Annotated in this window: 20 protein-coding genes; 8 read left to right on the forward strand and 12 right to left on the reverse strand. The window is 62.5% G+C overall.

Annotation, left to right across the window (positions count from 1 at the left end; all coding sequences use genetic code 11):
* Positions 1 to 140: 140 nt before the first annotated feature.
* Entirely contained in the window at positions 141 to 629 is a 489-nt protein-coding gene (locus HNO82_RS07760; protein ID WP_175343292.1) for a hypothetical protein, read from the reverse strand.
* A gap of 586 nt (positions 630 to 1,215) precedes the next feature.
* Between HNO82_RS07760 and dcd the strand changes: the two genes are divergently transcribed.
* Entirely contained in the window at positions 1,216 to 1,785 is a 570-nt protein-coding gene (gene dcd, locus HNO82_RS07765; RefSeq protein WP_008331199.1) for a dCTP deaminase, read from the forward strand.
* Between the two features lie 104 nt (positions 1,786 to 1,889).
* Here the strand turns inward: dcd and arsH are convergent, their stop codons facing one another.
* The 5 genes from arsH to HNO82_RS07790 form a co-directional block, all read right to left on the reverse strand.
* Complete coding sequence (gene arsH, locus HNO82_RS07770) at positions 1,890 to 2,627, reverse strand: arsenical resistance protein ArsH (protein ID WP_175343418.1); 738 nt, start codon at positions 2,625 to 2,627, stop codon at positions 1,890 to 1,892.
* A complete protein-coding gene (gene arsC / locus HNO82_RS07775) occupies positions 2,593 to 3,021 on the reverse strand; it encodes an arsenate reductase (glutaredoxin) (protein WP_175343293.1) in 429 nt (142 codons plus the stop codon). The genes arsH and arsC overlap by 35 nt, the downstream gene beginning before the upstream one ends.
* Before the next feature lie 47 nt (positions 3,022 to 3,068).
* Entirely contained in the window at positions 3,069 to 4,352 is a 1,284-nt protein-coding gene (locus HNO82_RS07780) for an arsenic transporter (protein ID WP_175343294.1), read from the reverse strand.
* A 52-nt stretch (positions 4,353 to 4,404) separates the two neighbouring features.
* The gene (locus HNO82_RS07785; protein ID WP_175343295.1) at positions 4,405 to 4,773 is read right to left on the reverse strand and encodes an ArsR/SmtB family transcription factor; all 369 of its coding nucleotides are present in this window, start codon (positions 4,771 to 4,773) and stop codon (positions 4,405 to 4,407) included.
* 160 nt (positions 4,774 to 4,933) lie between these two features.
* Positions 4,934 to 5,860 carry a LysR family transcriptional regulator gene (locus tag HNO82_RS07790; RefSeq protein ID WP_008331177.1) on the reverse strand — a complete coding sequence of 309 codons (927 nt, stop codon included), beginning with the start codon at positions 5,858 to 5,860 and terminating at the stop codon, positions 4,934 to 4,936.
* A 100-nt stretch (positions 5,861 to 5,960) separates the two neighbouring features.
* On the opposite strand from HNO82_RS07790, the gene HNO82_RS07795 reads away from it, so the two are divergent.
* A complete protein-coding gene (locus HNO82_RS07795) occupies positions 5,961 to 6,578 on the forward strand; it encodes a chromate transporter (RefSeq protein ID WP_175343296.1) in 618 nt (205 codons plus the stop codon).
* Positions 6,575 to 7,105 (forward strand): chromate transporter, encoded by a 531-nt coding sequence (locus HNO82_RS07800; RefSeq protein WP_008331175.1) that lies wholly within the window; start codon positions 6,575 to 6,577, stop codon positions 7,103 to 7,105. The genes HNO82_RS07795 and HNO82_RS07800 overlap by 4 nt, the downstream gene beginning before the upstream one ends.
* Before the next feature lie 79 nt (positions 7,106 to 7,184).
* Here the strand turns inward: HNO82_RS07800 and HNO82_RS07805 are convergent, their stop codons facing one another.
* Together HNO82_RS07805 and HNO82_RS07810 are read right to left on the reverse strand one after the other, a co-directional pair.
* Positions 7,185 to 9,437, reverse strand: coding sequence for an arginine/lysine/ornithine decarboxylase (locus HNO82_RS07805; protein WP_175343297.1), 2,253 nt, complete (start codon positions 9,435 to 9,437; stop codon positions 7,185 to 7,187).
* A gap of 211 nt (positions 9,438 to 9,648) precedes the next feature.
* The gene (locus HNO82_RS07810; RefSeq protein ID WP_175343298.1) at positions 9,649 to 10,143 is read right to left on the reverse strand and encodes a dihydrofolate reductase; all 495 of its coding nucleotides are present in this window, start codon (positions 10,141 to 10,143) and stop codon (positions 9,649 to 9,651) included.
* 343 nt (positions 10,144 to 10,486) lie between these two features.
* Here HNO82_RS07810 and HNO82_RS07815 point away from each other — a divergent pair, with 343 nt between their 5' ends.
* The 4 genes from HNO82_RS07815 to HNO82_RS07830 all read left to right on the forward strand — a co-directional run bounded on the left by HNO82_RS07815 (position 10,487) and on the right by HNO82_RS07830 (position 17,618).
* Positions 10,487 to 12,112 (forward strand): glucan biosynthesis protein G, encoded by a 1,626-nt coding sequence (locus tag HNO82_RS07815; RefSeq protein WP_008331171.1) that lies wholly within the window; start codon positions 10,487 to 10,489, stop codon positions 12,110 to 12,112.
* Entirely contained in the window at positions 12,085 to 14,751 is a 2,667-nt protein-coding gene (gene mdoH / locus HNO82_RS07820) for a glucans biosynthesis glucosyltransferase MdoH (RefSeq protein WP_175343299.1), read from the forward strand. The genes HNO82_RS07815 and mdoH overlap by 28 nt, the downstream gene beginning before the upstream one ends.
* Positions 14,752 to 14,860: 109 nt before the next feature.
* The gene (locus HNO82_RS07825; RefSeq protein ID WP_008331166.1) at positions 14,861 to 16,051 is read left to right on the forward strand and encodes an efflux RND transporter periplasmic adaptor subunit; all 1,191 of its coding nucleotides are present in this window, start codon (positions 14,861 to 14,863) and stop codon (positions 16,049 to 16,051) included.
* An 88-nt stretch (positions 16,052 to 16,139) separates the two neighbouring features.
* Positions 16,140 to 17,618 carry an efflux transporter outer membrane subunit gene (locus HNO82_RS07830; RefSeq protein ID WP_249776961.1) on the forward strand — a complete coding sequence of 493 codons (1,479 nt, stop codon included), beginning with the start codon at positions 16,140 to 16,142 and terminating at the stop codon, positions 17,616 to 17,618.
* A gap of 12 nt (positions 17,619 to 17,630) precedes the next feature.
* On the opposite strand, the gene HNO82_RS07835 is transcribed toward HNO82_RS07830, so the two are convergent.
* The 4 genes from HNO82_RS07835 to HNO82_RS07850 form a co-directional block, all read right to left on the reverse strand.
* A complete protein-coding gene (locus tag HNO82_RS07835; RefSeq protein ID WP_175343300.1) occupies positions 17,631 to 18,692 on the reverse strand; it encodes an NAD(P)H-dependent flavin oxidoreductase in 1,062 nt (353 codons plus the stop codon).
* Positions 18,693 to 18,749: 57 nt separating this feature from the next.
* The gene (locus tag HNO82_RS07840; protein WP_175343301.1) at positions 18,750 to 19,721 is read right to left on the reverse strand and encodes a thymidylate synthase; all 972 of its coding nucleotides are present in this window, start codon (positions 19,719 to 19,721) and stop codon (positions 18,750 to 18,752) included.
* Between the two features lie 162 nt (positions 19,722 to 19,883).
* Positions 19,884 to 20,816, reverse strand: coding sequence for a 3,5-dioxohexanoate:acetyl-CoA acetone transferase (gene kce, locus HNO82_RS07845; RefSeq protein ID WP_175343302.1), 933 nt, complete (start codon positions 20,814 to 20,816; stop codon positions 19,884 to 19,886).
* 41 nt (positions 20,817 to 20,857) lie between these two features.
* The gene (locus tag HNO82_RS07850; RefSeq protein WP_175343303.1) at positions 20,858 to 21,643 is read right to left on the reverse strand and encodes an SDR family oxidoreductase; all 786 of its coding nucleotides are present in this window, start codon (positions 21,641 to 21,643) and stop codon (positions 20,858 to 20,860) included.
* Positions 21,644 to 22,017: 374 nt separating this feature from the next.
* Here HNO82_RS07850 and HNO82_RS07855 point away from each other — a divergent pair, with 374 nt between their 5' ends.
* Positions 22,018 to 22,659 (forward strand): DedA family protein, encoded by a 642-nt coding sequence (locus tag HNO82_RS07855; protein ID WP_175343304.1) that lies wholly within the window; start codon positions 22,018 to 22,020, stop codon positions 22,657 to 22,659.
* Positions 22,660 to 22,678 lie beyond the last annotated feature (19 nt).

Raw genomic sequence — 22,678 nt, forward strand, 5'->3', positions numbered from 1 at the left:
CGTTTGGGCGAATTGCTGCGTTACGAATTTGGGTCAAGACGCCCAGTCTTGACCCACTCGCGCCTTGCACTTCATCCCAAACGGGACTCGCTCGCACTCACGCCTATTTATGAAATGGGTTCTAATAATTCCATCCCGCTTTATCGCGTCAGATAGTCCTTGAGCAGTGCAATACGGAAAATGGTCTCGCCCGAATCCCGGTCAACGATGAGGATGGCATACGGCCCCGGATAGTCCTTCATGTCGGCAATGTAGGCACCCAGGCAGGCGGGCGCCTCGGTCAATATTTCGGAGCCGATCAAGGTGGTTGGATAATTCTCGAGCATCCAGAACCGCGCATCGGTGCGGTCCAGATTGCTGGATTTGAAGGGGCTAAGATTCCACCGGGGAGGAAAAACCTGGTTGGTCGAAGGAATGAACATGGCCTTGATCTGGTCGGTCTGGCAATTCATTTTCTCCATCATCGAGTCGGCCGGGCGGTAGTCCAGCGGTCCAATGCCGTTCCAATAGAAACGGATGAAGAACAGCAGGACGTAACGAAAGACGAAAATGGCGATCAGCGTCCAGCACACAATTCTGATCTGACGATGGTGGTCTGCGCACCATTGAAATTGGCGCCTGTTGAGCATGTTCTGCTTCCTCCGGTCGGGTTGTCTTCTTGTTGAACGTGATGTTCTTCAGCGTGCAGTGCTCGTCTCTGGGAGAGCGGCTCAAGGCTCCTTTGTGCTACTTGAACGGTATGCAAGAAAGAGAGCCATTGAAGCGCAAATCGCGGTGGGGGGATATTGAAATTCTTCTGGATTGAGCGAGGGCTTGACGATTTTTCCTTCGATCAAAAATCAAATGATATTCAGCACAACACTTCCATCTGGACGGTCAGGTGGAATAGTTTGCTTCGTCAGTATTGGTCGGTATGAAATAGAGAGGCGGGAGGGAAGGGGGCGAATTCGGACACCTCAATCGCGGTGACTCTCTCCCTCCGAAATGTCAGGTTCATCGCTGATCGGATGAAATCCGCTGATGCCGGGTAATCGGAGATATTCTCAATACGTTGAAAGGTGAGGTGCTATCCCGAGGGGGGGCTCCCAAGGCAATCAACATCGACCAACACCAACAGCGCCACACCCGCCCCGATTCCCCCCAATCGCCCCAACTTGACCCATTTTTCGCGTAAAATGCCGCATTCTCCGAATCCGTCGAATACAGCAAACAACCATGGCCATCAAGTCAGACAAGTGGATCCGCCGCATGGCGGAGCAGGAAGGAATGATCGAACCCTACGAGCCCGGTCAGGTGCGCCTGGCGGCCGACGGGAGCAAGATCGTTTCCTACGGCACCTCGTCCTATGGCTACGATATCCGCTGCGCCAACGAATTCAAGATCTTTACCAACATCAATTCCACCATCGTCGATCCCAAGAACTTCGATGAGAAATCCTTCGTCGATTTCAAGGGCGATGTCTGCATCATCCCCCCCAACTCCTTCGCCCTGGCACGCACCGTCGAATACTTCCGCATCCCGCGCAGCGTGCTGACCATCTGCCTGGGCAAGTCCACCTACGCGCGCTGCGGCATCATCGTCAACGTCACCCCCTTCGAACCCGAATGGGAAGGCTATGTCACCCTGGAGTTCTCCAACACCACCCCGCTGCCCGCCAAGATCTACGCCGGCGAAGGCTGCGCCCAGGTGCTGTTCTTCGAGAGTGATGAAATCTGCGAAACCTCCTACAAGGATCGCGGCGGCAAGTACCAGGGGCAGCATGGCGTGACCCTGCCCAAGACCTGATGGGTTGAATTCCATAAATGATATAAATCATTTATGGAATGTTGCTGCACTATGATTGACGGGCTGCGCCGGCCAATCAAGCGCCTCGCAGCATGTCCGTCGGATCAGAGGGCGCGCTGGTTGACGCGCCCGGTCAGTTCTTCGGCCGATTCTCTTCGCTCGCTATAGCGGTCAGTCAGGAAGGGCGAGACGTCGCGCGTCAACAGCGTGAATTTGAACAGTTCCTCCATCACGTCCACCACGCGCTCGTAGTATGCCGACGGTTTCATCCTGCCGGCTTCGTCAAACTCCTGATATGCCTTGGCCACCGAAGACTGGTTCGGGATGGTCAGCATCCGCATCCAGCGACCGAGTATCCGCATCTGGTTGACGGCGTTGAAGGACTGCGAGCCGCCCGATACCTCCATGACCGCCAGCGTCTTGCCTTGCGAAGGGCGAATGGCGCCCTGAGAGAGTGGAATCCAGTCGATCTGTGCCTTCATGATCCCCGTCATGGCACCATGGCGTTCAGGCGAGCACCACACCATCCCTTCAGACCAGTTGGCCAGCTCCCGCAGTTCAAGCACTTTCGGATGTGTCTCCGGTTCGCTGTCCGGCAGCGGCAGGCCGCGCGGATCAAAGATCCTGACATCGCCACCCAATGCCTCCAGCAAGCGGGCCGCTTCCATGGTCAGCAGTCGGCTATAGGAGCGTTCACGAACGGAGCCGTACAGCAAGAGAAATCGCGGAGGGTGTGACGACGCCCCGATCCTGGCGAAATCGGCGATGGAGGGGGCCTTGAACTGACTCGCGTCGACGTTGGGCAGATCACCTGGCAGAGTTGACACGGTGGCCCTCCGCATTGACGACGACTTCGCCGTCTTCTTTCGTGAATCCACCTTGCTGAGGATTTTCCAGGATCTCCAGTACCAGCTCCGAGGGGCGGCACAGGCGGGTTCCCCTGGACGTCACCACGAATGGCCGGTTGATCAGAATGGGATGGGTCAGCATGGCATCGAGCAACTGGTCGTCGCTCAGAGCGGCATCATCCAGGCCCAACTCGGCGTAGGGCGTAGCCTTTTGACGGATGGCGTCGCGTACGGCGAGACCGGCATCCCGGATCATCTGGACCAGCTGCTCGCGGCTGGGCGGGTGCTGCAGGTATTCGATGATCGTCGGCTCTTCACCGCTGTTGCGGATCATGGCCAAGGTGTTGCGGGAGGTGCCACATGCGGGGTTATGGTAGATCGTGGTCATGATGAATGCCTGTGTTGAAGTTGACGGAGCGGGCAGGGCCATCCTGCTCATCCCCCCAGCCTGATGGCCAGAGCGGATAGGGTGATCAGCAGGACCGGCAGCGTCAGCAAGGCGCCGACCCTGAAGTAATAGCCCCAGGAAATATGAATGTTCTTCTTGTCCAGCACGTGCAGCCACAGCAAGGTGGCCAGGCTGCCGATGGGGGTGATCTTGGGGCCAAGGTCGCTGCCAATGACGTTGGCGTAGATCATTGCCTCTTTCACGACGCCCTGTGCGGTGGTGGCATCGATCGATAGTGCCCCGACCAGCACCGTGGGCATGTTATTCATGATGGAGGACATCAAGGCCGTCAGGAAACCGGTGCCGAGTGCAGCGCCCCAGACGCCATGTTCGGCAAGACCGTTCAGCACGCCCGTCAAGTGGTCCGTCAGTCCTGCATTGCGCAGTCCATACACCACCAGGTACATCCCCAGCGAGAAGAACACCACCTGCCAGGGCGCGCCTTTGATGACTTCACGCGTGGAAATGACTTGGCCCTTGCCTGCGACTGCCAGGAGAATCACTGCGCCCGCGGCTGCCATGGCGCTGATCGGTACGCCCCTGTCTTCCAGCCAGAAAAAGCCTGCCAGCAGCATCGCAAGTACCCACCAGCCGGCGACGAAGGTCGCTCGATCATGGATGGCTGCGGCGGGTTCTTGCAGTTGCGTCAGGTCATAGTGTCGGGGGATATCGCGGCGGAAGTAGATGAACAGGACGATAAGCGTCGTCACGACCGAGACCACGTCCACCGGGATCATGACCGAGGCGTATTGCGCGAATCCGATCTTGAAGAAGTCCGCCGAGACGATATTGACCAGGTTCGACACCACCAGCGGCAGGCTGGCCGTGTCGGCGATGAAGCCGGCCGCCATCACGAAGGCCAGTGTTGCCTGCGGCGAAAAGCGAAGTGCCAGCAGCATGGCGATGACAATGGGAGTGAGGATCAGCGCAGCGCCGTCGTTGGCGAACAGGGCCGATACCGCCGCGCCCAACAGGACCAGCAGCACGAACAGCAGACGCCCGCGTCCACCTCCCCAGCGCGCTACATGCAGGGCGGCCCACTCAAAAAAGCCGGCCTTGTCCAGCAACAGGCTGATGATGATGATGGCGATGAAGGTGCCGGTAGCGTTCCAGACGATATGCCAGACCACCGGGATATCCGAAAGATGGATGACGCCCGCCGCCAGCGCCACGGCCGCACCGGCGCAGGCACTCCAGCCAATGCCCAGTCCTTTGGGCTGCCAGATGACAAACATCAGGGTGAGCAGGAAGATGACGAGCGCAGTCAGCACTTTCTATCCTTGGTCAGTAAATGAGGGGGCAGGGGTTTAAGTCGGTGGGTGCTCATGATGAACTCTGTCTGATGGTTCCCGCTGTTGCTGACGTGGTGGCGGACCGCTCGCTGCAGGCGCTCACGGTCGAACAAGGATTGCCCCCGCAGCAGTTTTCCGTCAGAAAACTCAATACTTCATTCATTGCACCGTAGTTGGCCGCGTAGATGACGAAACGCCCGTCCTGGCGGGAGCTCACCAGGCCCGCGTGTGTCAGCTCTTTCATATGAAAGGAGACGGACGAGGGGGCGATGCCCAAGGTTTCTCCGATCTTGCTGGCGGCGCAGCCTTCGGGGCCGAGCTGAACCAGGTGCCGGAAGATGGCCAGGCGCGATTCCTGGGCTAATGCGGCCAATGCGGTGATGACAGTCCTGGTTTCCATTTCGCTCTCCTTCAATTCAATAGTTCAATTATTATTGGAATATTGTATTGATGCAAGAGTCCGTTTCCACATCGCCGCCTGCCTTCAGGTTGAAAACCACACTCTCATCAGCTGCAAGCCTGCTTTGTATGGATCTGCAACTTGCCATATGCAGCAGATATCAACGCCGTTTGCGCCCCGCACTCAATTTCAAGGCTTCCTGCCGCATCAGGCGCGCCGCACCGCTGATGCTGCCAGTCCGGTAAGCCAGGTGCAGCGGTGCCTTCAGCTCGGGCGCACCGGTCAGCTTCAGGTACACCACGCCCTCCGCATTGACCCGCGTCATCGATGCCGGGATCACCGCCACCCCCACGCCAGCAGCCACCAGCGATAGCGTGGACAGATTCTTGCGCGCCTCCTGGATCACCTGCGGCGAGAATCCGGCCGCATGGCAGGCCGCGATGATGGTGTCGTACAGGCCAGGACCGTTGGGCCGGCGCGTCATGATGAAGGATTGCTCGGCCAGTGCGTGCAGGGCGAGGCTCTTGCGCTTGCCCTGCTCGGCCAGCGGATGGTCGATGGGTAACGCGGCCACCATGTCTTCGACCAGCATGGTCTCGATGGTCAATCCGCCCGAATCGCCCACCGGGGAACGGACGAAGGCCAGATCCAGCCGCTTGGCGCGCAGTGCTTCGATCAGTTCATTGGTGTTGCTTTCTTCCACCGTCATGGCGACATCCGGTGCATCGGCGCGAAAGGCGCGGATCACCGAATGCACGAAGGGATGCAGAGAAGCCGATTCGGTAAAGCCCACCGCAATGCGCCCCATCTTGCCCTGGGCGATACGGCGCACGCTGGCCACCGACGTATCGAGTTGCGCCAGCAGGGCGCGTGCATCATTGAGCAGGGCCACCCCGCTGTCAGTGAGCTCCATGCCGCGCGGCAGGCGGTTGAAGAGGGTCACGCCCAGCTCGCGCTCCAGCAGGCGGATCTGCTGCGACAGCGGCGGCTGCTGGATGCCGATGCGCTCGGCCGCCTTGGTCAGGTGGCCCTCTTCAGCCACAGCGATGAAGTAGCGCAGCAGGCGCAGATCGATGGAAGGTGACATATTTTTAAAATATGGATCAAGTATCTGACATATATTAGACAAAAACCCTCCCCAAGAGTAGCCTTTCATTCATCCGGCAATCACGCCGCGTTCGCATGAGATGATGATGAGTACTCCTGACCTGCCGGCCCCTGAGCGGGCCGTTCCTTCTACCCGGGAAATCTTCCTGGGCTTTCTTGGCCTGGGCATGACCGCCTTCGGCGGTGCCTTGCCGCTGGCGCACCGCATGATCGTGGAGCGCCGCCGCTGGCTCACCGATCCCGAATTCGTCGAGCTGCTGGGCCTGTGTCAGTTCCTCCCCGGGGGCAACATCATCAACCTGTCGGTGGCGCTGGGCATGAAGTTCCGGGGCTGGAAGGGGGCGCTGGCCGGTATCACCGGGCTCATCGCCGTGCCCTCGATGGTGGTGATCCTGCTGGGCATGATCTACCAGCACTTCCAGCATGATCCCAACGTCAAGCACCTGTTCGCGGGACTGGCGGCGGCGGCAGCGGGGCTGTTGATCCAGATGGCCGTCAAGATCGCCTTGCCCCTGCGCAAGAACCTGGTGCTGGCGGGCGTGGCAGTGGTCTGTTTCATTGCCATCGCCTTGCTGCGCATTCCGCTGCTGTGGGTGATGCTGGTGATGACGCCCGTCAGCGTGGTGCTCACCGCCCGCTATGGCAGCCGCTTCGCGGCCAAGCCGCAGACTGCGGGCAAGAAGGAGGGCGCGCAATGAGCCAGACCCTGATCGCATTGGCCATCATCTTCACCCAGTTGTCGGTGCTGGCCTTCGGTGGCGGCAATACCATCCTCCCCGAGATGCAGCGCCAGGTGGTGGAAGTCCATCACTGGATGAGCGCCGAGGATTTCAGTGCGCTGTTTGCATTGGGTCAGGCCGCGCCGGGCCCCAACCTGATGGTGGTTACGCTGGTGGGCTGGCATGTGGCGGGCTTCTGGGGGATGCTGGTGACCAGCCTGGCCAAGTTCGGTCCGTCCTCCATCATCACCATCATCATGTTGCACGTCTGGGAGAGGTGCAAGGACAAGCCCTGGCGGCGTCACGTGCAGGCCGGCCTGCTGCCGGTCACCGGCGGGCTGGTGGCGGCTTCGGCGCTGTTGATCGCGCAGGCATCGATCACGCATGGCTTCCTCGCGGCCATCACGGCGACCACCGCCATCATTGCGCTCAAGACCAAGATTCATCCGCTGTGGTTGTTGTTTGGCGGGGCACTGGCGGGTTATTTCTATCTCGGTAGCTTCTGATCGGATTGCATCCGGCAGCAGCATGAAAAAAGCCGATGCCTTCGCAGGCACCGGCTTTTTTTGCACGCAGAACTGAGACTTACTGCTTGACGCAATCCACGAAGTAATCGCGGCGGCCGTTGACTTCACGCTTGACCAGTCCGTGCACGTCGGTTTCGAAGCCCGGGAATTTCTCGTTGAAATCACGCGCAAACTTCAGGTAATCAACGATGGTCTTGTTGAAGATCTCACCCGGGATCAACAGCGGAATGCCCGGCGGATAGGGGGTCAGCAGGATCGAGGTCACGCGACCTTCCAGTTCGTCCAGGGGGACGCGATCGATTTCGCGGTGGGCCATCTTGGCGAAGGCGTCCGAAGGCTTCATGGCCGGCTGCATGTCCGAGAGATACATCTCGGTGGTCAGGCGGGCCACGTCGTAGGCGCGGTAGGTCTCGTGGATCTGCTGGCACAGGTCGCGCAGGCCCAGGCGCTCGTAGCGCGGGTTGCGCTGGGCGAACTCGGGCAGGATGCGCCAGATCGGCTGGTTCTTGTCGTAGTCGTCCTTAAACTGCTGCAGCGCCGTCACCAGGGTGTTCCAGCGGCCCTTGGTGATGCCGATGGTGAACATGATGAAGAAGGAATACAGGCCGCACTTCTCCACGATCACGCCGTGCTCGGCCAGGTACTTGGTCACGATGGAAGCAGGGATGCCGCTCTCGCCGAACTGGCCGTTCAGGGCCAGGCCGGGGGTGACGATGGTGGCCTTGATCGGGTCCAGCATGTTGAAGCCCGGCGCCAGGTTGCCGAAACCGTGCCAGTCGTCCTCGGCCTTGATGACCCAGTCCTCGCGCTCGCCGATGCCGTCGGCGGCAAAGCTGTTGGGGCCCCAGACCTGGAACCACCACTCATCGCCAAATTCCTGGTCGATCTTCTTCATGGCGCGACGGAAGTCCAGCGCCTCCAGGATGCTTTCTTCCACCAGCGCCGTGCCGCCCGGTGCTTCCATCATGGCCGCCGCGACGTCGCAGGAGGCGATGATGGAGTACTGCGGCGAGGTCGAGGTGTGCATCAAGAAGGCTTCGTTGAAGGCGTCTTCGTCGAGCTTCACGGTTTCCGATTCGCGCACCAGGATCTGCGAAGCCTGCGACAGGCCGGCCAGCAGTTTGTGAGTCGACTGGGTCGAGAAGATCAGCGACTTCTTGGCGCGCGGACGGTCCTTGCCGATGGCGTGCATGTCCTTGTAGAAGTCGTGGAAGGTGGCGTGCGGCAGCCAGGCTTCGTCGAAGTGCAGGGTCTCGATCTCGCCGTCGAGCATGTTCTTCAGGGTCTCGACGTTGTAGACCACGCCGTCGTAGGTCGATTGCGTGATGGTCAGGATGCGCGGCTTCTTGTTCTTGGCTTCGCGGGCGAAGGGGTTGGCTTCGATCTTGCGCTGGATGCTTTCGAGGGTGAACTCTTCCAGCGGGATCGGGCCGATGATGCCGAGGTGATTGCGGGTCGGCATCAGGAACACGGGAATCGCACCGGTCATGATGATGGAGTGCAGGATGGACTTGTGGCAGTTGCGGTCCACCACGACGATGTCGCCGGGGGCGACGGTGGAGTGCCAGACCATCTTGTTGGAGGTCGAGGTGCCGTTGGTGACGAAGTAGCAGTGGTCGGCATTGAAGATACGCGCCGCATTGCGCTCCGAGTTGGCCACCGGGCCGGTGTGGTCCAGCAGTTGGCCGAGTTCTTCCACGGCGTTGCAGACGTCGGCGCGCAACATGCGTTCGCCGAAGAACTGGTGGAACATCTGGCCCACAGGTGACTTCAGGAAGGCCACGCCGCCGGAGTGACCGGGGCAGTGCCAGGAATAGGAGCCGTCCTGGGCGTAATCGACCAGGGCGCGGAAGAAGGGCGGGGCCAGGCCGTCCAGGTAGGACTTGGCTTCACGGATGATGTGACGAGCCACGAACTCCGGCGTGTCTTCGAACATGTGAATGAAACCGTGCAACTCGCGCAGCACATCGTTGGGAATGTGGCGCGAGGTGCGGGTTTCACCGTAGAGATAGATGGGGATGTCGGCGTTTTTATGACGGATTTCGCTGACAAACGCACGCAGGGCCTTCAGGGCGTGGTCGGTCTCTTCATCCGAGCCGGCGCCCATTTCTTCATCGTCGATGGACAGGATGAAGGCCGAGGCGCGCGACTGTTGCTGGGCGAACTGGGCCAGGTCGCCATAGCTGGTCACGCCCAGCACTTCCATGCCTTCGGCTTCGATGGCGTCGGCCAGGGCGCGGATGCCCAGGCCCGAGGTGTTTTCGGAGCGGAAGTCTTCGTCGATGATGACGATGGGGAATCGGAATTTCATGGATTTCTCCAGGCTTTGCGCGCGGGGAGCCGGTTCGGCACACGCGCGCAGGGGGTCAAAAGAAAAGCGCCTGGGCTGGCAGTGCTTGCGCGCCGGAAAAATGAAAGCGGGATTGTCGCAGATATGCGCGCCACGTGTGCGCCAACTGCGCTAAAGAGCTGCGCAGTGTAAGCAAAAAAGGGAAAAAACAACAGCCTGTTGTCGGGCCGGATCAACGTCTTTGGTATGTCACAAAAGCGTAGTCCAATCCGGAAGTTTCGGACCGGTGGTTCTCGCGCGCCGTCTCCTGCCACAGCGCCTGGTCCAGGGCCGGGAAGAAGGCGTCGCAATCGAAGACTTTCCCGATGCGGGTGATGATGAGGCGGTCCACCAGCGGCAGCGCCTCGGCATAGATCTGCGCCCCGCCGATGATGAAGGCCGGCGCTGCCTGCACCAGTGCGGCGGCTTCCTGCAGGGAGCCGGCCGTCTCCACGCCCGCGTGTTGCCACCCGCCATTGCGGGTGATGACGATGTTGCGCCGGTTGGGCAGCGGCCGACCGATCGATTCGAAGGTCTTGCGGCCCATCAGGATGGCATGCCCGGAGGTGGTGCGCTTGAAATGCGCCAGGTCTTCCGGCAGATGCCAGGGCAGGGTGTTGCGGATACCGATGCCGTTGTTGAGGTCGGTGGCGACGACGATGGTCAGGGAGCCGGAAGCAGTGGTCATGCGCAAATCTGGGTTGGAACGAGGGGAAAGCAGGCCGGCACGGGGCCGGAGGCAGGCGCGACAAAACATAATGTTACAGCAGCCATGCTGCAACACGGAACTTTATGCAGCGCCATCTGCCCTTATATCTGAACCGGTCGGCTGCCTTGAGCGCTAAAGCCGGGTTTGCGGCCGAATGAAGTTTCTTTCATGAAACATTACCCATTGGGGCCATTCCGGCCGCAAGCATGCCATCCCGATATGAACTAGCGAACAATCCTGGCCACATTTGGGTAAACTAGCGCCTGCCTTCCGGTGCGGCGCTGCTTCCAGTGTCTGCCGGGGCAATCAACCAGAAAACTGCATGTCCGACAAAACAATAATGCTGCTTCACACCACCTCCTGGCCTGGCGAGGGACTTGTTTCCCCGCGCAGTGCCGCACGACGGGCCTGGTGGCGTCGCCTTGCCGCTCCGGCGGCCCTGGCGGGTCTGCTGGCGCTGGCCTTGCCGCAGGCGGCCCTGGCCTTCGATTTCAACACGGTGGCCGCCCGCGCCAAGGCACTGGCCGGCAAATCCTACAAGAAGCCTGCCGATGACCTGCCCAAGTCGCTCAAGGACCTGAGCTACGAGCAGGCCAGCCGGCTCTACTTCCGCGATGACAAGTCGGTCTGGCGCGCGCAGAAGCTGCCCTTCGAACTGTCCTTCATCCATCTTGGCGCCAGCTATACCGAGCCGGTCAAGATCAATGAAGTGGTGGGCAACGCCGTGCGCGAGATCCATTTCAGTCCGGCCCTCTTCGACTACAGCGCCAATCGCAGCGTCGATCCGCGCACCCTGCGCAATATCGGCTTTGCGGGTTTTCGTATCCGCTTCCCGCTCAACTCGGCCAAGGTCAAGGATGACGTGCTGACCTTCCACGGTGCCAGCTACTTCCGCGCCATGGGGAAAGGGCAGAGCTACGGCCTGTCGGCACGTGGTCTGGCTATCGATACGGCGCTCTATTCGGGCGAGGAATTCCCCCGCTTCACCGAATTCTGGCTGGAGCGCCCGGCCGCCGATGCCAAGGACCTGGTGATCTACGCGCTGCTGGATTCGCCGCGCGCCACCGGCGCCTATCGCTTCGTGTTGAAGCCCGGGGTGGATACGGTCATGGACGTCAAGGCCCAGATCTACCTGCGCAGCAACGTCACCAAGCTGGGCATTGCTCCGCTGACCAGCATGTTCCTCTTCGGCGAGAACCAGCCGGGTCCGGCCGACGACTTCCGTCCGGAAGTGCATGACTCGGACGGCCTGGCCATGCAGTCGGGGACCGGCGAATGGCTGTGGCGTCCGTTGGTGAACCCCAAGCGCCTGCTGGTGACCTCGTTCTCCTTCGACAATCCCCAGGGCTTTGGCCTCATGCAGCGCGACCGCAACTTCTCGCACTACGAAGACCTGGACTACAACTACCAGTCGCGCCCCAGCGCCTGGGTCGAGCCCAAGGGCAAGTGGGGTTCGGGCCGCGTGGAGCTGGTGCAGATCCCCACGCCTGACGAGACCAACGACAACATCGTGGCCTACTGGATCCCCAACACGCTGCCCAAGCCGGGCCAGCCGCTGAACGTGGAATACCGCCTGTCCTGGCAGAAGGACAACGAGAAGCGCCCGCCGCTGGCCTTCGTCACCCAGACCCTGTTCGGCCATGGCTATCGTCCCAAGCAGGACGGCAAGACCGATGAGGTGCAGCAGCTGGCGATTGACTTCGATGGTGGCAATCTCAAGAAGCTGCCCGCCAACGCGCGGGTGGAAGGGGTGGTCGAGGCCGATGCCAATGGCAAGCTGGCCAGCGTGACTACCCGCAAGAATGACGTGACCGGCGGCTGGCGTGTGGAAGTCAAGCTGCGCCGTCTGGAAGAAAACAAGCCTGTCGAGCTGCGCGGTTTCCTGCGCAATGCCAATGGCGGCACAACCTTGTCTGAAACGTGGAGCTACATATTACCCCCCAACTAAGGCAGACTTCGGCAGCCTCGCAGACGCTGGAGGATTACCTCGCGTGCCTGCCGCTGTCGCCTGAACAACGCCAGGACCTGGCCGCGCGGGCGGGTGCAATCGGCTCCGGCGATCCGGTGGTCGACCTGCACCGCGTGCTGGCCGAGGCCAGCGGACGCGATGCCAGCCTGGTGCCGGCCGCGGCGCAAGCCTCGGTCGATGCCCGCCTGCGCCTCATGTATCCCGCCGCCCAGCCGGTTGCGGTGCCGGCCGTGCAAGCTGCGCGGGCCGTGCAGGGCGCCCCGGTTCCACCCATCGGTCAGGAGCGCGGCCAGCCGCGCATTCCGGTCGGGCCGCCTCTGCAGCGCAAGTCCATGGTGCCGCGTCCCTGGGGTGAACTCAATCCGTTCTCGCGTTGGGTGGAAGAAGAAAACCGCCGCCTGGAACGCCGTCCCAGCCGCTGGCGCCGCGCCCGCAAGGGCCGCGCCAAGGTGCTCGAAGCCGCGCCGCCGGTGGATGACGAACCGCGCTACATCGAAGATCACCTGGACCAGTCCGAGGCCCCCGATCCCAAGGGGCACTGGCAGCATACGGGCAACGTGCGCCGTATTACGCTTTTGGTGCTGATGGTGTTGCAGACCTCGATGGCCACCTACTTCATGAGCGACGTGCTGCCCTATCACGGCACCAAGCCGCTGGAGATGCTGGTGCTGTTCCTGTTCGGGCTGCTGTTCCTCTGGGTCTCGGCCGGGTTCTGGACGGCCATGACGGGTTTCCTGGTCTTGATGCGTGGTGACGACAAGTACCTGATCTCGCATGAGAAGGCCGGCAATACCGAGATTGCACCCGAGGCCCGCACGGCCATCGTCATGCCCATCTGCAACGAGGATGTGGCGCGCGTCTTCGCCGGCCTGCGGGCGACCTACGAGTCGCTGGAACGCACCGGGCAGATCCGGCATTTCGATTTCTTCATCTTGAGCGACAGCGGCGAAGCTGATATCTGCGCGGCAGAAACCGCCGCATGGGATCGCCTGTGCCGCCAGACTGGTGGCTTCGGGCGCATCTTCTATCGCCATCGCCGCCGCCGCGTCAAGCGCAAGAGCGGCAACCTGGACGATTTCTGCCGCCGCTGGGGCGCCGCCTATCGCTACATGGTGGTGCTGGACGCCGACAGCGTCATGACCGGCGAATGCCTTACCAAGCTGACCCGCCTGATGGAAGCCCATCCGGGCGCGGGCATCATCCAGACCGCGCCGCGTGCAGCCGGACGCGATACGCTCTATGCGCGCATCCAGCAGTTCTCCACGCGCGTATACGGCCCGTTGTTCACGGCCGGGCTGCATTACTGGCAGCTGGGCGAATCGCACTTCTGGGGCCACAACGCCATCATCCGTCTGCAGCCCTTCATGAAGTATTGCGCGCTGGCGCCGCTGCCGGGCAAGAGCAACCTGTCCGGGCCGATCATGTCGCACGACTTCGTGGAAGCCTCGCTGATGCGGCGCGCCGGCTGGTCGGTGTGGATCGCCTATGACCTGGATGGCAGCTATGAAGAAATGCCGCCCAACCTGCTCGACGAGTTGAGCCGCGACCGCCGTTGGTGCCAGGGCAATCTGATGAACTTCCGCCTGTTCCTGGCGCGCGGCATGCACGTGGTGCATCGCGCCGTGTTCGTCACTGGCGTGATGGCCTATGTGTCGGCGCCGCTGTGGGGCCTGTTCCTGATCCTCTCCACGGTGTTGCTGGCGGCCCATACGCTGATCGATCCGCAATATTTCACGGCGCCCCGCCAGTTGTTCCCGATCTGGCCCGAGTGGCATCCGGAAAAGGCCCTGGCGCTGGTGTCGGCTACGGCCACCATCCTGTTCCTGCCCAAGATCCTGGCCGTGCTGCTGTTTGCGGTGAAGGGCGCACGCGGTTTCGGTGGCGCGCTGGCCTTGTTCGTGAGCATGCTGATCGAACTGCTGTTCTCGATGGCGCTGGCCCCGGTGCGCATGCTGTTCCATACGCGCTTCGTGCTGGGGGCCTTCCTCGGCTGGAATGCCGGCTGGAAGTCGCCGCCGCGGGCCGACAATGAAACCGGCTGGGGCGAGGCGGTGCGTCGCCATGGCTGGCATTCGGTGCTGGGCGTGGCCTGGGGCGCGCTGGTGTACTGGCTCAATCCCTCCTTCATCTGGTGGCTCATCCCGATTGCCGGTTCGCTGGCCGTTTCGGTGCCGGTGTCGGTGCTGTCTTCGCGGGTAACTTATGGTCGTGGTTTCCGCCGTGCCGGTCTGTTCAAGATCCCGGAAGAGACCTCGCCGCCGCTGGAACTGCGCGAGACCGTGCGCCATCACGAAGAGACGCCGCCGTTGCCGGGCTTCGTCGAGGCCGTGGTCGATCCGTCGTTCAATGCGCTGGTGTGCGCCACCGCGCATGCGCACCCGCAGGTGCCGGCACTGACCCAGCACCTGCGCGAGAAGCTGGTGCGTAGTGCGCTCAAGGATGGACCGGACGCGCTCAACGACAAGCAGAAGAACAGCATCCTGGAAGAGCCGGGCCTGCTGTCACAACTGCACCAGGCGGTCTGGAGCGGTGCTGCCGAGGTTCATCCCGACTGGTACGCGGCCCGCCAGAAGGCCGTACCCGCCAGCGCCATCGAAGCACCGGTACTGGCCGCCTGAGGGGGCGCGCCAGCACCGCAACAGGGACGGCCGAAGACATTCGGCCGTCATGTTTTGCAGGGATCATCACGCCTTGTTGAATCCGACTTGAACGCTTGCCGCCAGTGACATGACCGAGCCGCACGAACCACTTCCACATATTATTCCGACCACCCATGCGCCTGCGCGGCAGAAAGCCTGGTGGAGCGGTATCGCCCTGGCGCTGGTGCTGGGCGGCGGCTATGCGCTGTATTCCCGCCAGGCGCCGCCACCGCCGCCGCCCAAGCCGATTCCGGTGAAGCTGGAGACGGTCGCGGTAGAGCGCGCCGACCTGGAACAGGTGGTCAACGCCACCGGCAATGTGGTGGCTCAGGATTACGTGGATGTCGGCTCCAAGGTGGCCGGACAGATCTCGGATGTGGAAGTGGTGATCGGTGAGTCGGTCAAAGCCGGGCGCCTGCTGGCCACCGTGGCGCCGGCCGTGCAGAACAGCCGCATCGAAAGCAACCGTGCCACCCTGGCGCGCCTGAAGGCCGAACTGGCCGGACAGAACGCCCAGCTCGACTTTGCTCAGTTGCAGTTCCAGCGCCAGACCCAGCTCAAGGCCGAGAACGCCACCCGCGAAGAATCCTATGAATCCAGCCGCATGAACATGTATGCGGCGGCGTCCCGCGTGGACGCCACCAACGCCCAGATCCAGCAGACCGAAGCGGCCATCCGTGAAGATGAGGCGGTGCAGAAGCAGACCCGCATCGAAGCCCCCGCCGGCGGTACCATCGTCACCCTCAATGCACGTCCCGGCCAGATGGTCAGCGCCAACCAGGAAGTGCTCATGCGCATCGCCGATCTCTCGCGCATGACGGTGCAGGTGCCGGTCGCGGAAGAGGACGTGACGCGCCTGCAAAAGGGCATGACGGCGTATTTCACCACGCCCGGCTACCCCGGCAAGCGCTGGAGCGGCAAGCTGCGCCAGATCATGCTGCTGCCCACCGATGACTCCGGACGCCAGGGCAAGAAGGCGTATTACACCGTGCTCTTCGATGTGGCCAATCCCAGCCGCGAACTGATGAGCGGCATGAGTGCCGACGTGTATTTCGTGCTGGCGCGCGCCGAGCATGTGCCGACCATTCCGCGTTCGCTGGTGACCAAGCCGGGCATGGACGGCACCCAGAGTGTCAAGGTGGTGGCTCCCGATGGCACGCTGGAGACGCGCAAGATCAAGATCGGCATTCGCGATGGCGAACGCGCCCAGGTACTGTCGGGGTTGAAGGAGGGCGAGCAGGTGCTGCTGCCTGCCAATCCGCCGGCGCTTGCCAAGTAGTCGCGCACGGCCGGCAGGGCTTGCTGTACAGTAACGGCTGCCCGGGCGGCCCGGTTTCTCCGTTTTCCGTTTTTCGACGTTCAAGGCCATGACATTGCGTAGTTCACTGCTGCTGACTTCTTTCCCGTTGCCCCGCTTGACGCGGGTGGCGATGGCCGTCGCGCTGGTCCTGGCCATCGGTGGCTGCGTCACGCGGGACGTGCAGCCCGATCCCATCCTGGAAATGCAGGTGCCCGACCAGTGGGGCGGCGGCGCCTCCGCCGACGTCGCCCACGCCGAGCAGCTGTGGCCCGATAGCGACTGGTGGAAGCAGTTTGGCAGCAGCGAATTGTCCGCGCTGGTGCAGGAAGGCCAGCGCAACAATTATGAAATCGCCGCCGCCTTCTCGCGCGTCAAGCAGGCCGAGGCACAGGCCCGCATCGCCGGGGCGCCACTGTTGCCCAACGTGGCACTGAACGCGGGTGCCAGCCGCGAGATGCCCATTTCCGGCGGCACACCGACCAACACCGCCAATGCCAGCCTGCAGGTCAGCTACGAAATCGATTTCTGGGGCAAGAACCGTGCGGGCGTCGAAGCCGCTGAAGCCACCTTGCGTGCCAATCGTTACGATCGCGAGACGGTGGCCCTGACCGTCACCAGCGGCATCGTCTCCACCTATCTGCAGGTGCTGTCATTGCGCGACCGGCTGGAGATCGCGCGCCAGAACGTCAACAATGCCGAGCGCGTGTTACGCCTGGTGGAGGCGCAAAGCCGCGCCGGCTCAGCTTCGCCATTGGACCTGGCGCGCCAGCGTTCGGCCCTGGCCAACCAGCGCCAGTTGATTCCCGACCTGCAGCAGCAGGAACAGGATGCGCAGACCGCACTGGCCATCCTCTTGGGCCGTCCGCCGCAGAATTTCAAGGTCGAGGAAAAGGGGCTGGCGCGCATCCAGATGCCGCGCATCTCGGCCGGCCTGCCTTCCGAACTGCTGACCCGCCGCCCCGACATCCGCCGCGCCGAGGCCAATCTGGCGGCCGCCAATGCCAATGTGGCGGTAGCACGGGCCGCGCTCTTCCCCAGTATTTCGCTCACCGGCTCCACCGGCGCGCAGAGCAATGCCTTGCTGTCGCTCTTCAATGGTCCCAATCTGTTTGCCAATCTCGGTACCAGCCTGATCGCGCCGATCTTCGATGGCGGCAACCTGCGCAACCAGCAGGCGCTGGCCGAAGCGCAGAAGGAAGAACTGGTGCAGGTCTACCGGCAGCGCGTCATTACCTCGTTGTCGGAAGTGGAAAAGGCGCTGGGCGCCATTCGCAGCCTGGAAGAGCGCTATCGCCTGAAAATCAATGAAGTGGACCAGGCGCGCTTCGCCTTCGAACTGGCCGAGATCCGCTACCGCGCCGGTGCGGAAGACCTGCTGGTGGTACTCGATACCCAGCGCACCCTGTCCGAAGCCCAGAACCAGCTCGGCCAGATCAAGCTGCAGCGCCTGCAGGCCACGGTCTCGCTCTACAAGGCGCTGGGCGGCGGCTGGCAGGACAAGCAGGTTCCGGACGACACCGTCACCCGCACCGACACCGTTTCCTGAACACGGGCAGGCTCAGGCCTGCGCCCGCCACTCCTGCACCAGCAGGTGCACCAGTTCCCCCACCGTATAACCATCCCGGATCAGCGCGGCGCCCTGTCCGGCCCAGTGGGCACCGAACTCGTGCACGTCCCTGGCGCTGGCCAGGGCATGCAGTTGCTTGGCGGCGTCGTAGGCGGCGGGGTAGGCAGGGAGGCGGTTTGCAGTCGATATGTCGATTTCTTCCATGAAACGGTTGACGATGCCCCGTGCGCGGCGGCCCGAGATCGCTGCCGTCACGCGGGTGTGGTGGGCACGTGAACTTTTCAGCAAATTCCTGTAGGCGGCATTGGCCCCCGATTCGCGGGTGAGCAGGAAGGCCGTCCCCAACTGCACTGCCTGTGCCCCCAGTTGCAGGGCCGCGGCGATGCCGGCGCCGTCCATGATGCCGCCAGCGGCGATCACCGGCAGTCGGCAGTGCGTGGACAGCAGGCGGACCAGGGCGAAGGTGCCGATTTCTTCATCCTTGTGTTCATCGAAGATGCCGCGATGGCCGCCGGCCTCGATACCTTGCGCGACGATGGCATCGACGCCCGCCGCTTCGATCAGGCGCGCCTCCTCCAGGCTGGTGGCGGTGGCCATGAGGAAGACGCCTGCATTCTTGAGCGCCTGGATCACGCCCGCCTGCGGCAGACCGAAGTGGAAGCTCACCACTGCCGGGGGCAGTTCCAGCACCAGCTGCTGCATCTCGGTATCGACGACGAAGCTGCGGTAGATCTCCTTGAGCGGCAGCTTGATACTGCCGCCGAATTCGTCCAGATGCCCTTGCAGATGCGCGATCCAGGCCGCATCGCGCGCCCCGTCCAGCACCGCTGGCTGATGGCAGAAAAAATTGACATTGAAGGGTTTGTCGGTCAGGGCATGCAGTTGCGCCAGGGCTTCGCGCGCCTGCGCCACCGAAGAGGCGCCCAGCGCCAGCGAGCCCAGTGCGCCCGCATTGGACGCCGCAGCGGCCATGGTGACGGTGGAGGTGCCCGCCATGGGCGCCTGGATGATGGGATGGGCCAGGCCCAGTCGTTGCAGCAGCGCAGTGGACATGCGAACTCCCGAAGCGCAGGCCGGCGCCGATGCGATGCCGTGGCCTGCCGAAGTGGATCAGACCGCCATGGGCGCGGTCAGCGGGGCGTGGTGCTGGTAGTTGACCAGCGAGAAGTCGCTTGGCTCGACCCGTTCCAGCCATTGCGGGGCGTACTCGCGGGTCCTGGCGAATTCCGGCACGCGCTCGGCGATGGCCAGTTGCGGCAGCGGGTAGGGCTCGCGCGTCAACTGCTCCTTGACCATGTCGATATGGTTTTCGTAGATGTGCGCATCGCCCACGAAGTAGCTGAACCAGCGCGGCCGGTAGCCGGTCAGGCGTGCCACCAGGTGCAGCAGCGCCGCCCCCTCGGCCAGGTTGAAGGGCGTGCCCAGGCCGATGTCGTTGCTGCGCACGTACAGGCAGAGCGAGATTTCGCCGGTGCTCTGGTTGGGCAGGAACTGATACAGCAGATGGCAGGCGGGCAGGGCGATTTCGTCGAGCACCGCGCAGTTCCAGCCGTGGAAAAGGATGCGGCGGCTGCCGGGATTCTTGACGATGGTGTCCAGGCATTCGCGCAGCTGGTCCACGGCTTTGTAGAGCAGGACTTTTTCCTCGCCCTTGTCCTGCAGCGAGGAGACGATGGCAAAGCCCTTGGCCCGGGCCGCGTCGATCTGCGCGGTGTGCGCGGCGTCGATCAGCTTGTAGGCCGGCCATTCTCGCCATTGCACGCCATACACCGGACCCAGATCATCGGTGCCGGTACGGAAGGGATTGGCCAGCCAGTCAGCGTTTTCGTTGGCGTTCTGGTCCCAGACCTTGCAGCCGAGGGCACGAAAATCGGCCGCGCTGCGGGTGGCGCGCAGGAAGCCGCACAGTTCGCCCACCACCGACTTGAAGGCCAGGCGCTTGGTGGTCACCGCCGGAAAACCCTTCTGCAGGTCGAAGCGCATCATGGCGCCGGGAATGCTCAAGGTACGGATGCCGGTGCGGTTGTCTTGCCAGGAGCCGTTCTCTAGCACGTCCTGGATGAGGTCTTGGTATTGTTTCATTGCAATGCTCGGGAGGCTGGCCGGGTGGCCAAAAGATGAAGGATTGTAGCGTATCGACCGCCCGAACACCCGATGCCGGACCGGCTTGTCATTGCAGCAAGATGAAGAAAAACACCGGAGACGCTGTTCCGTCCCGGTGTTCCCCGCAAGCCCGGGCCTGTTTCAGAATCCGACGTTCTGCCCGCCCTTGAGTTGTAGCATGTCACGCGCTTCGTCCGGCGTGGCCACCTGCAAGGACAGCGCCTCGATCACGGTACGGATACGACGCACTTGATCGGCATTGCTTTTGGCCAGTTGGCCGGGGCCGTCCCACAGAGAATCTTCCAGCCCCACGCGGGTGTGTCCGCCCATGGCGGCGGCCATGGTGGCAATCGGGATCTGGCCGCGTCCGGCCCCCAGCACCGACCAGAAATAGGCATCGCCGAAGAGACGGTCGGCGGTGCGCTTCATGTGCATGACATCTTCCACATCGTTGCCGATACCGCCGCGCAGGCCGAATACCGACTGGATCAGGAAGGGCGGCTTGATCAGGCCGCGGTCGATGAAGTGCGCCGCCGTGTAGAGGTGGCCGATGTCATAGCACTCGATCTCGAAGCGGGTCTGGTTGGCGCTGCAGGACTCGAGGATGTAGGCGATGTCCTTGAAGGTATTGCGGAAGATGCGGTCGTCCGAGCCGGCCAGGTAGGGTTGTTCCCAGTCGTACTTGAAGTCCTTGAAGCGGTTCAGCATTTCATACAGGCCGAAGTTCATCGAGCCCATGTTCAGGGAAGCCACTTCCGGTTTCAGTTGCAGCGCCGGTTGCAGCCGTTCTTCCACCCCCATGGTCGGCGCGCCGCCGGTGGTGAGGTTGATGACCACGTTGGAGGCGGCCTTGATCTGCGGCAGAAATTTGCGGAAGGCGTCCGGATCCTGGGTCGGCTTGCCATTGTGCGGGTCGCGCGCATGCAGGTGCACGATGGCCGCGCCCGCCTCGGCGGCAGCCAGGGCTTCATCGCGGATCTGCTCGGGCGTCACCGGCAGGTAGGGCGACATCGAAGGCGTATGGATGGCGCCGGTGACGGCGCAGGTGATGATGACTTTGCGAGGCTGGGCCATGGGACTTGCTCCTGGAGAGGACAAAGAAAAGGGGAAGGGCGCTAGGCCAGCGTTTCGACGTTGCCGCACACCGACAGGCTCTGGCCGCTGATGGCAGCACCGGCGGGCGAGCAGAGGAAAAGGATCTGGTTGGCGATATCCTGGGCGCTGACCATGCGCCGCAGCGAGACCTTGGAAAGCAAGCGTGTGCGCATTTCTTCATGTTCGATGCCATAGGCCGCCGCCTTGGCGGCCACGATGCGCTCCTGTCGCGGCCCTTCGACGATGCCCGGCAAGACGGCATTGACACGGATATTGGACGGGCCCAGTTCGATGGCCCAGGTCTCGGTCAGGCCGATGACGCCATACTTGGATGCCGAATAGGGCGTGCGCAAGGCAAAGCCCAGCCGACCGGCCACCGAGGAAATATTGACGATGGCGCCGCCGCCGTTTTTCTTCAGCATGGGCACGGCGCGCCGGGTGCAGAGGAAGGGGCCGGTCAGGTTGATGGCGATGGTCTGGTCCCATTGCGCCGCATCGATGTCTTCCACCGGCAGCGTGGGACCGGCAATGCCGGCATTGTTGACCAGGACGTCCAGTCTTCCGTCCCAGCGCGCGGCCAGGTCGGCGAACATGGCATCGACCTGCGCCGGACTGGCCACGTCGGTACGGCTGAAACTCACCGCCGCGCCTGCCAGTCGGGCACGTGCATCGGCCAGGAAAGCCTCATCGATATCGCAGACGTGCACTTGCGCGCCTGCTTTGATGAACGTTTCAGTAATTGCGAGGCCGATGCCCTGGGCACCGGCGGTGACGATGACGTGATGGTCCTGCAGGTTCAGATCCATGGTTTGGTCTCCTGGGGGGGATCCGGCCCCGATGCCAGCGTGGGCTGGTCTTGTCGTAGTGGGGAAAGGCCGGTGCGAACGACTGTAGTGGAGCCGCGCAGGAGCGTCAACGGCAGCATTCTGACCCGGGACTTCCCGTGAAACCGCCCGATCCGGCCGCCACAGCCCACGGGTAGCGGGCTCTGGCACAGCGGCCTGGGCCATGGCTGGGGTGGCGCATGAACAGATTGCGCGACAGGGAAAAACTTTCATCAATGCGCGAGGGGAGGAGGGGCGGGAAGGGTGGCTGCGGCACTGCATCAAATTTCGCGGAGAGGGGCGGGGCTGTTGGTACAATGCCCACTTTCTGCCACTTCCCCTCTCTCTACAGGCTTATGGATATCCTTCTGTTCCTGGTCGATTTCATCCTCCACATCGACCGTCACCTGGCCGAACTGGCCGTTTCCTATGGTCCCTGGTTATTCCTGATCCTGTTCCTGATCATCTTTTGCGAAACCGGTCTGGTGGTCACGCCCATTCTGCCCGGCGACTCGTTGCTTTTCGTGACCGGCGCCCTGGCCGCTACCGGCGCCTATGACATTCACCTGATGCTGCTGACCCTGATCGTGGCCGCCATCCTGGGCGACAGCACCAACTACCAGATCGGCAAGATGCTGGGTATCAAGGTGTTCGACAAGCCCAACTCGCGCATCTTCAAGAAGGAATACCTGGACAAGACCCATGCCTTCTTCGAGAAGCACGGCGGCAAGGCCATCATCATCGCCCGCTTCGCCCCCATCGTGCGCACCTTTGCACCCTTCGTGGCGGGCGTGGGCGCGATGACTTACAAGCGCTTCTTCCTCTACAACGTCATCGGTGGCATCGCCTGGGTGGCCAGCTTCGGCTATGCCGGCTACTTCTTCGGCAACCTGCCCATCGTCAAGAAGAACCTGAGCCTGTTGATCGTGGCCATCGTGATCCTGTCGATCCTGCCGGGGATCATCGAGTACTTGCGCCACAAGCGTCGTCCGGGCTGATCGCCTCACGACGCGAAGC

The sequence above is a fragment of the Herbaspirillum sp. C9C3 genome, from assembly GCF_013359625.1.
Taxonomy (GTDB): domain Bacteria; phylum Pseudomonadota; class Gammaproteobacteria; order Burkholderiales; family Burkholderiaceae_D; genus Herbaspirillum.

Bases quoted from the DNA above. Each gene is read 5' to 3' on its own strand.
- HNO82_RS07760 (WP_175343292.1), bottom strand. From the start codon at position 629: ATGCTCAACAGGCGCCAATTTCAATGGTGCGCAGACCACCATCGTCAG.
- dcd (WP_008331199.1), top strand. From the start codon at position 1,216: ATGGCCATCAAGTCAGACAAGTGGATCCGCCGCATGGCGGAGCAGGAA.
- arsH (WP_175343418.1), bottom strand. From the start codon at position 2,627: ATGCGGAGGGCCACCGTGTCAACTCTGCCAGGTGATCTGCCCAACGTC.
- arsC (WP_175343293.1), bottom strand. From the start codon at position 3,021: ATGACCACGATCTACCATAACCCCGCATGTGGCACCTCCCGCAACACC.
- HNO82_RS07785 (WP_175343295.1), bottom strand. From the start codon at position 4,773: ATGGAAACCAGGACTGTCATCACCGCATTGGCCGCATTAGCCCAGGAA.
- HNO82_RS07790 (WP_008331177.1), bottom strand. From the start codon at position 5,860: ATGTCACCTTCCATCGATCTGCGCCTGCTGCGCTACTTCATCGCTGTG.
- HNO82_RS07795 (WP_175343296.1), top strand. From the start codon at position 5,961: ATGATGATGAGTACTCCTGACCTGCCGGCCCCTGAGCGGGCCGTTCCT.
- HNO82_RS07800 (WP_008331175.1), top strand. From the start codon at position 6,575: ATGAGCCAGACCCTGATCGCATTGGCCATCATCTTCACCCAGTTGTCG.
- HNO82_RS07805 (WP_175343297.1), bottom strand. From the start codon at position 9,437: ATGAAATTCCGATTCCCCATCGTCATCATCGACGAAGACTTCCGCTCC.
- HNO82_RS07810 (WP_175343298.1), bottom strand. From the start codon at position 10,143: ATGACCACTGCTTCCGGCTCCCTGACCATCGTCGTCGCCACCGACCTC.
- HNO82_RS07815 (WP_008331171.1), top strand. From the start codon at position 10,487: ATGTCCGACAAAACAATAATGCTGCTTCACACCACCTCCTGGCCTGGC.
- HNO82_RS07825 (WP_008331166.1), top strand. From the start codon at position 14,861: ATGACCGAGCCGCACGAACCACTTCCACATATTATTCCGACCACCCAT.
- HNO82_RS07830 (WP_249776961.1), top strand. From the start codon at position 16,140: ATGACATTGCGTAGTTCACTGCTGCTGACTTCTTTCCCGTTGCCCCGC.
- HNO82_RS07835 (WP_175343300.1), bottom strand. From the start codon at position 18,692: ATGTCCACTGCGCTGCTGCAACGACTGGGCCTGGCCCATCCCATCATC.
- HNO82_RS07840 (WP_175343301.1), bottom strand. From the start codon at position 19,721: ATGAAACAATACCAAGACCTCATCCAGGACGTGCTAGAGAACGGCTCC.
- kce (WP_175343302.1), bottom strand. From the start codon at position 20,816: ATGGCCCAGCCTCGCAAAGTCATCATCACCTGCGCCGTCACCGGCGCC.
- HNO82_RS07850 (WP_175343303.1), bottom strand. From the start codon at position 21,643: ATGGATCTGAACCTGCAGGACCATCACGTCATCGTCACCGCCGGTGCC.
- HNO82_RS07855 (WP_175343304.1), top strand. From the start codon at position 22,018: ATGGATATCCTTCTGTTCCTGGTCGATTTCATCCTCCACATCGACCGT.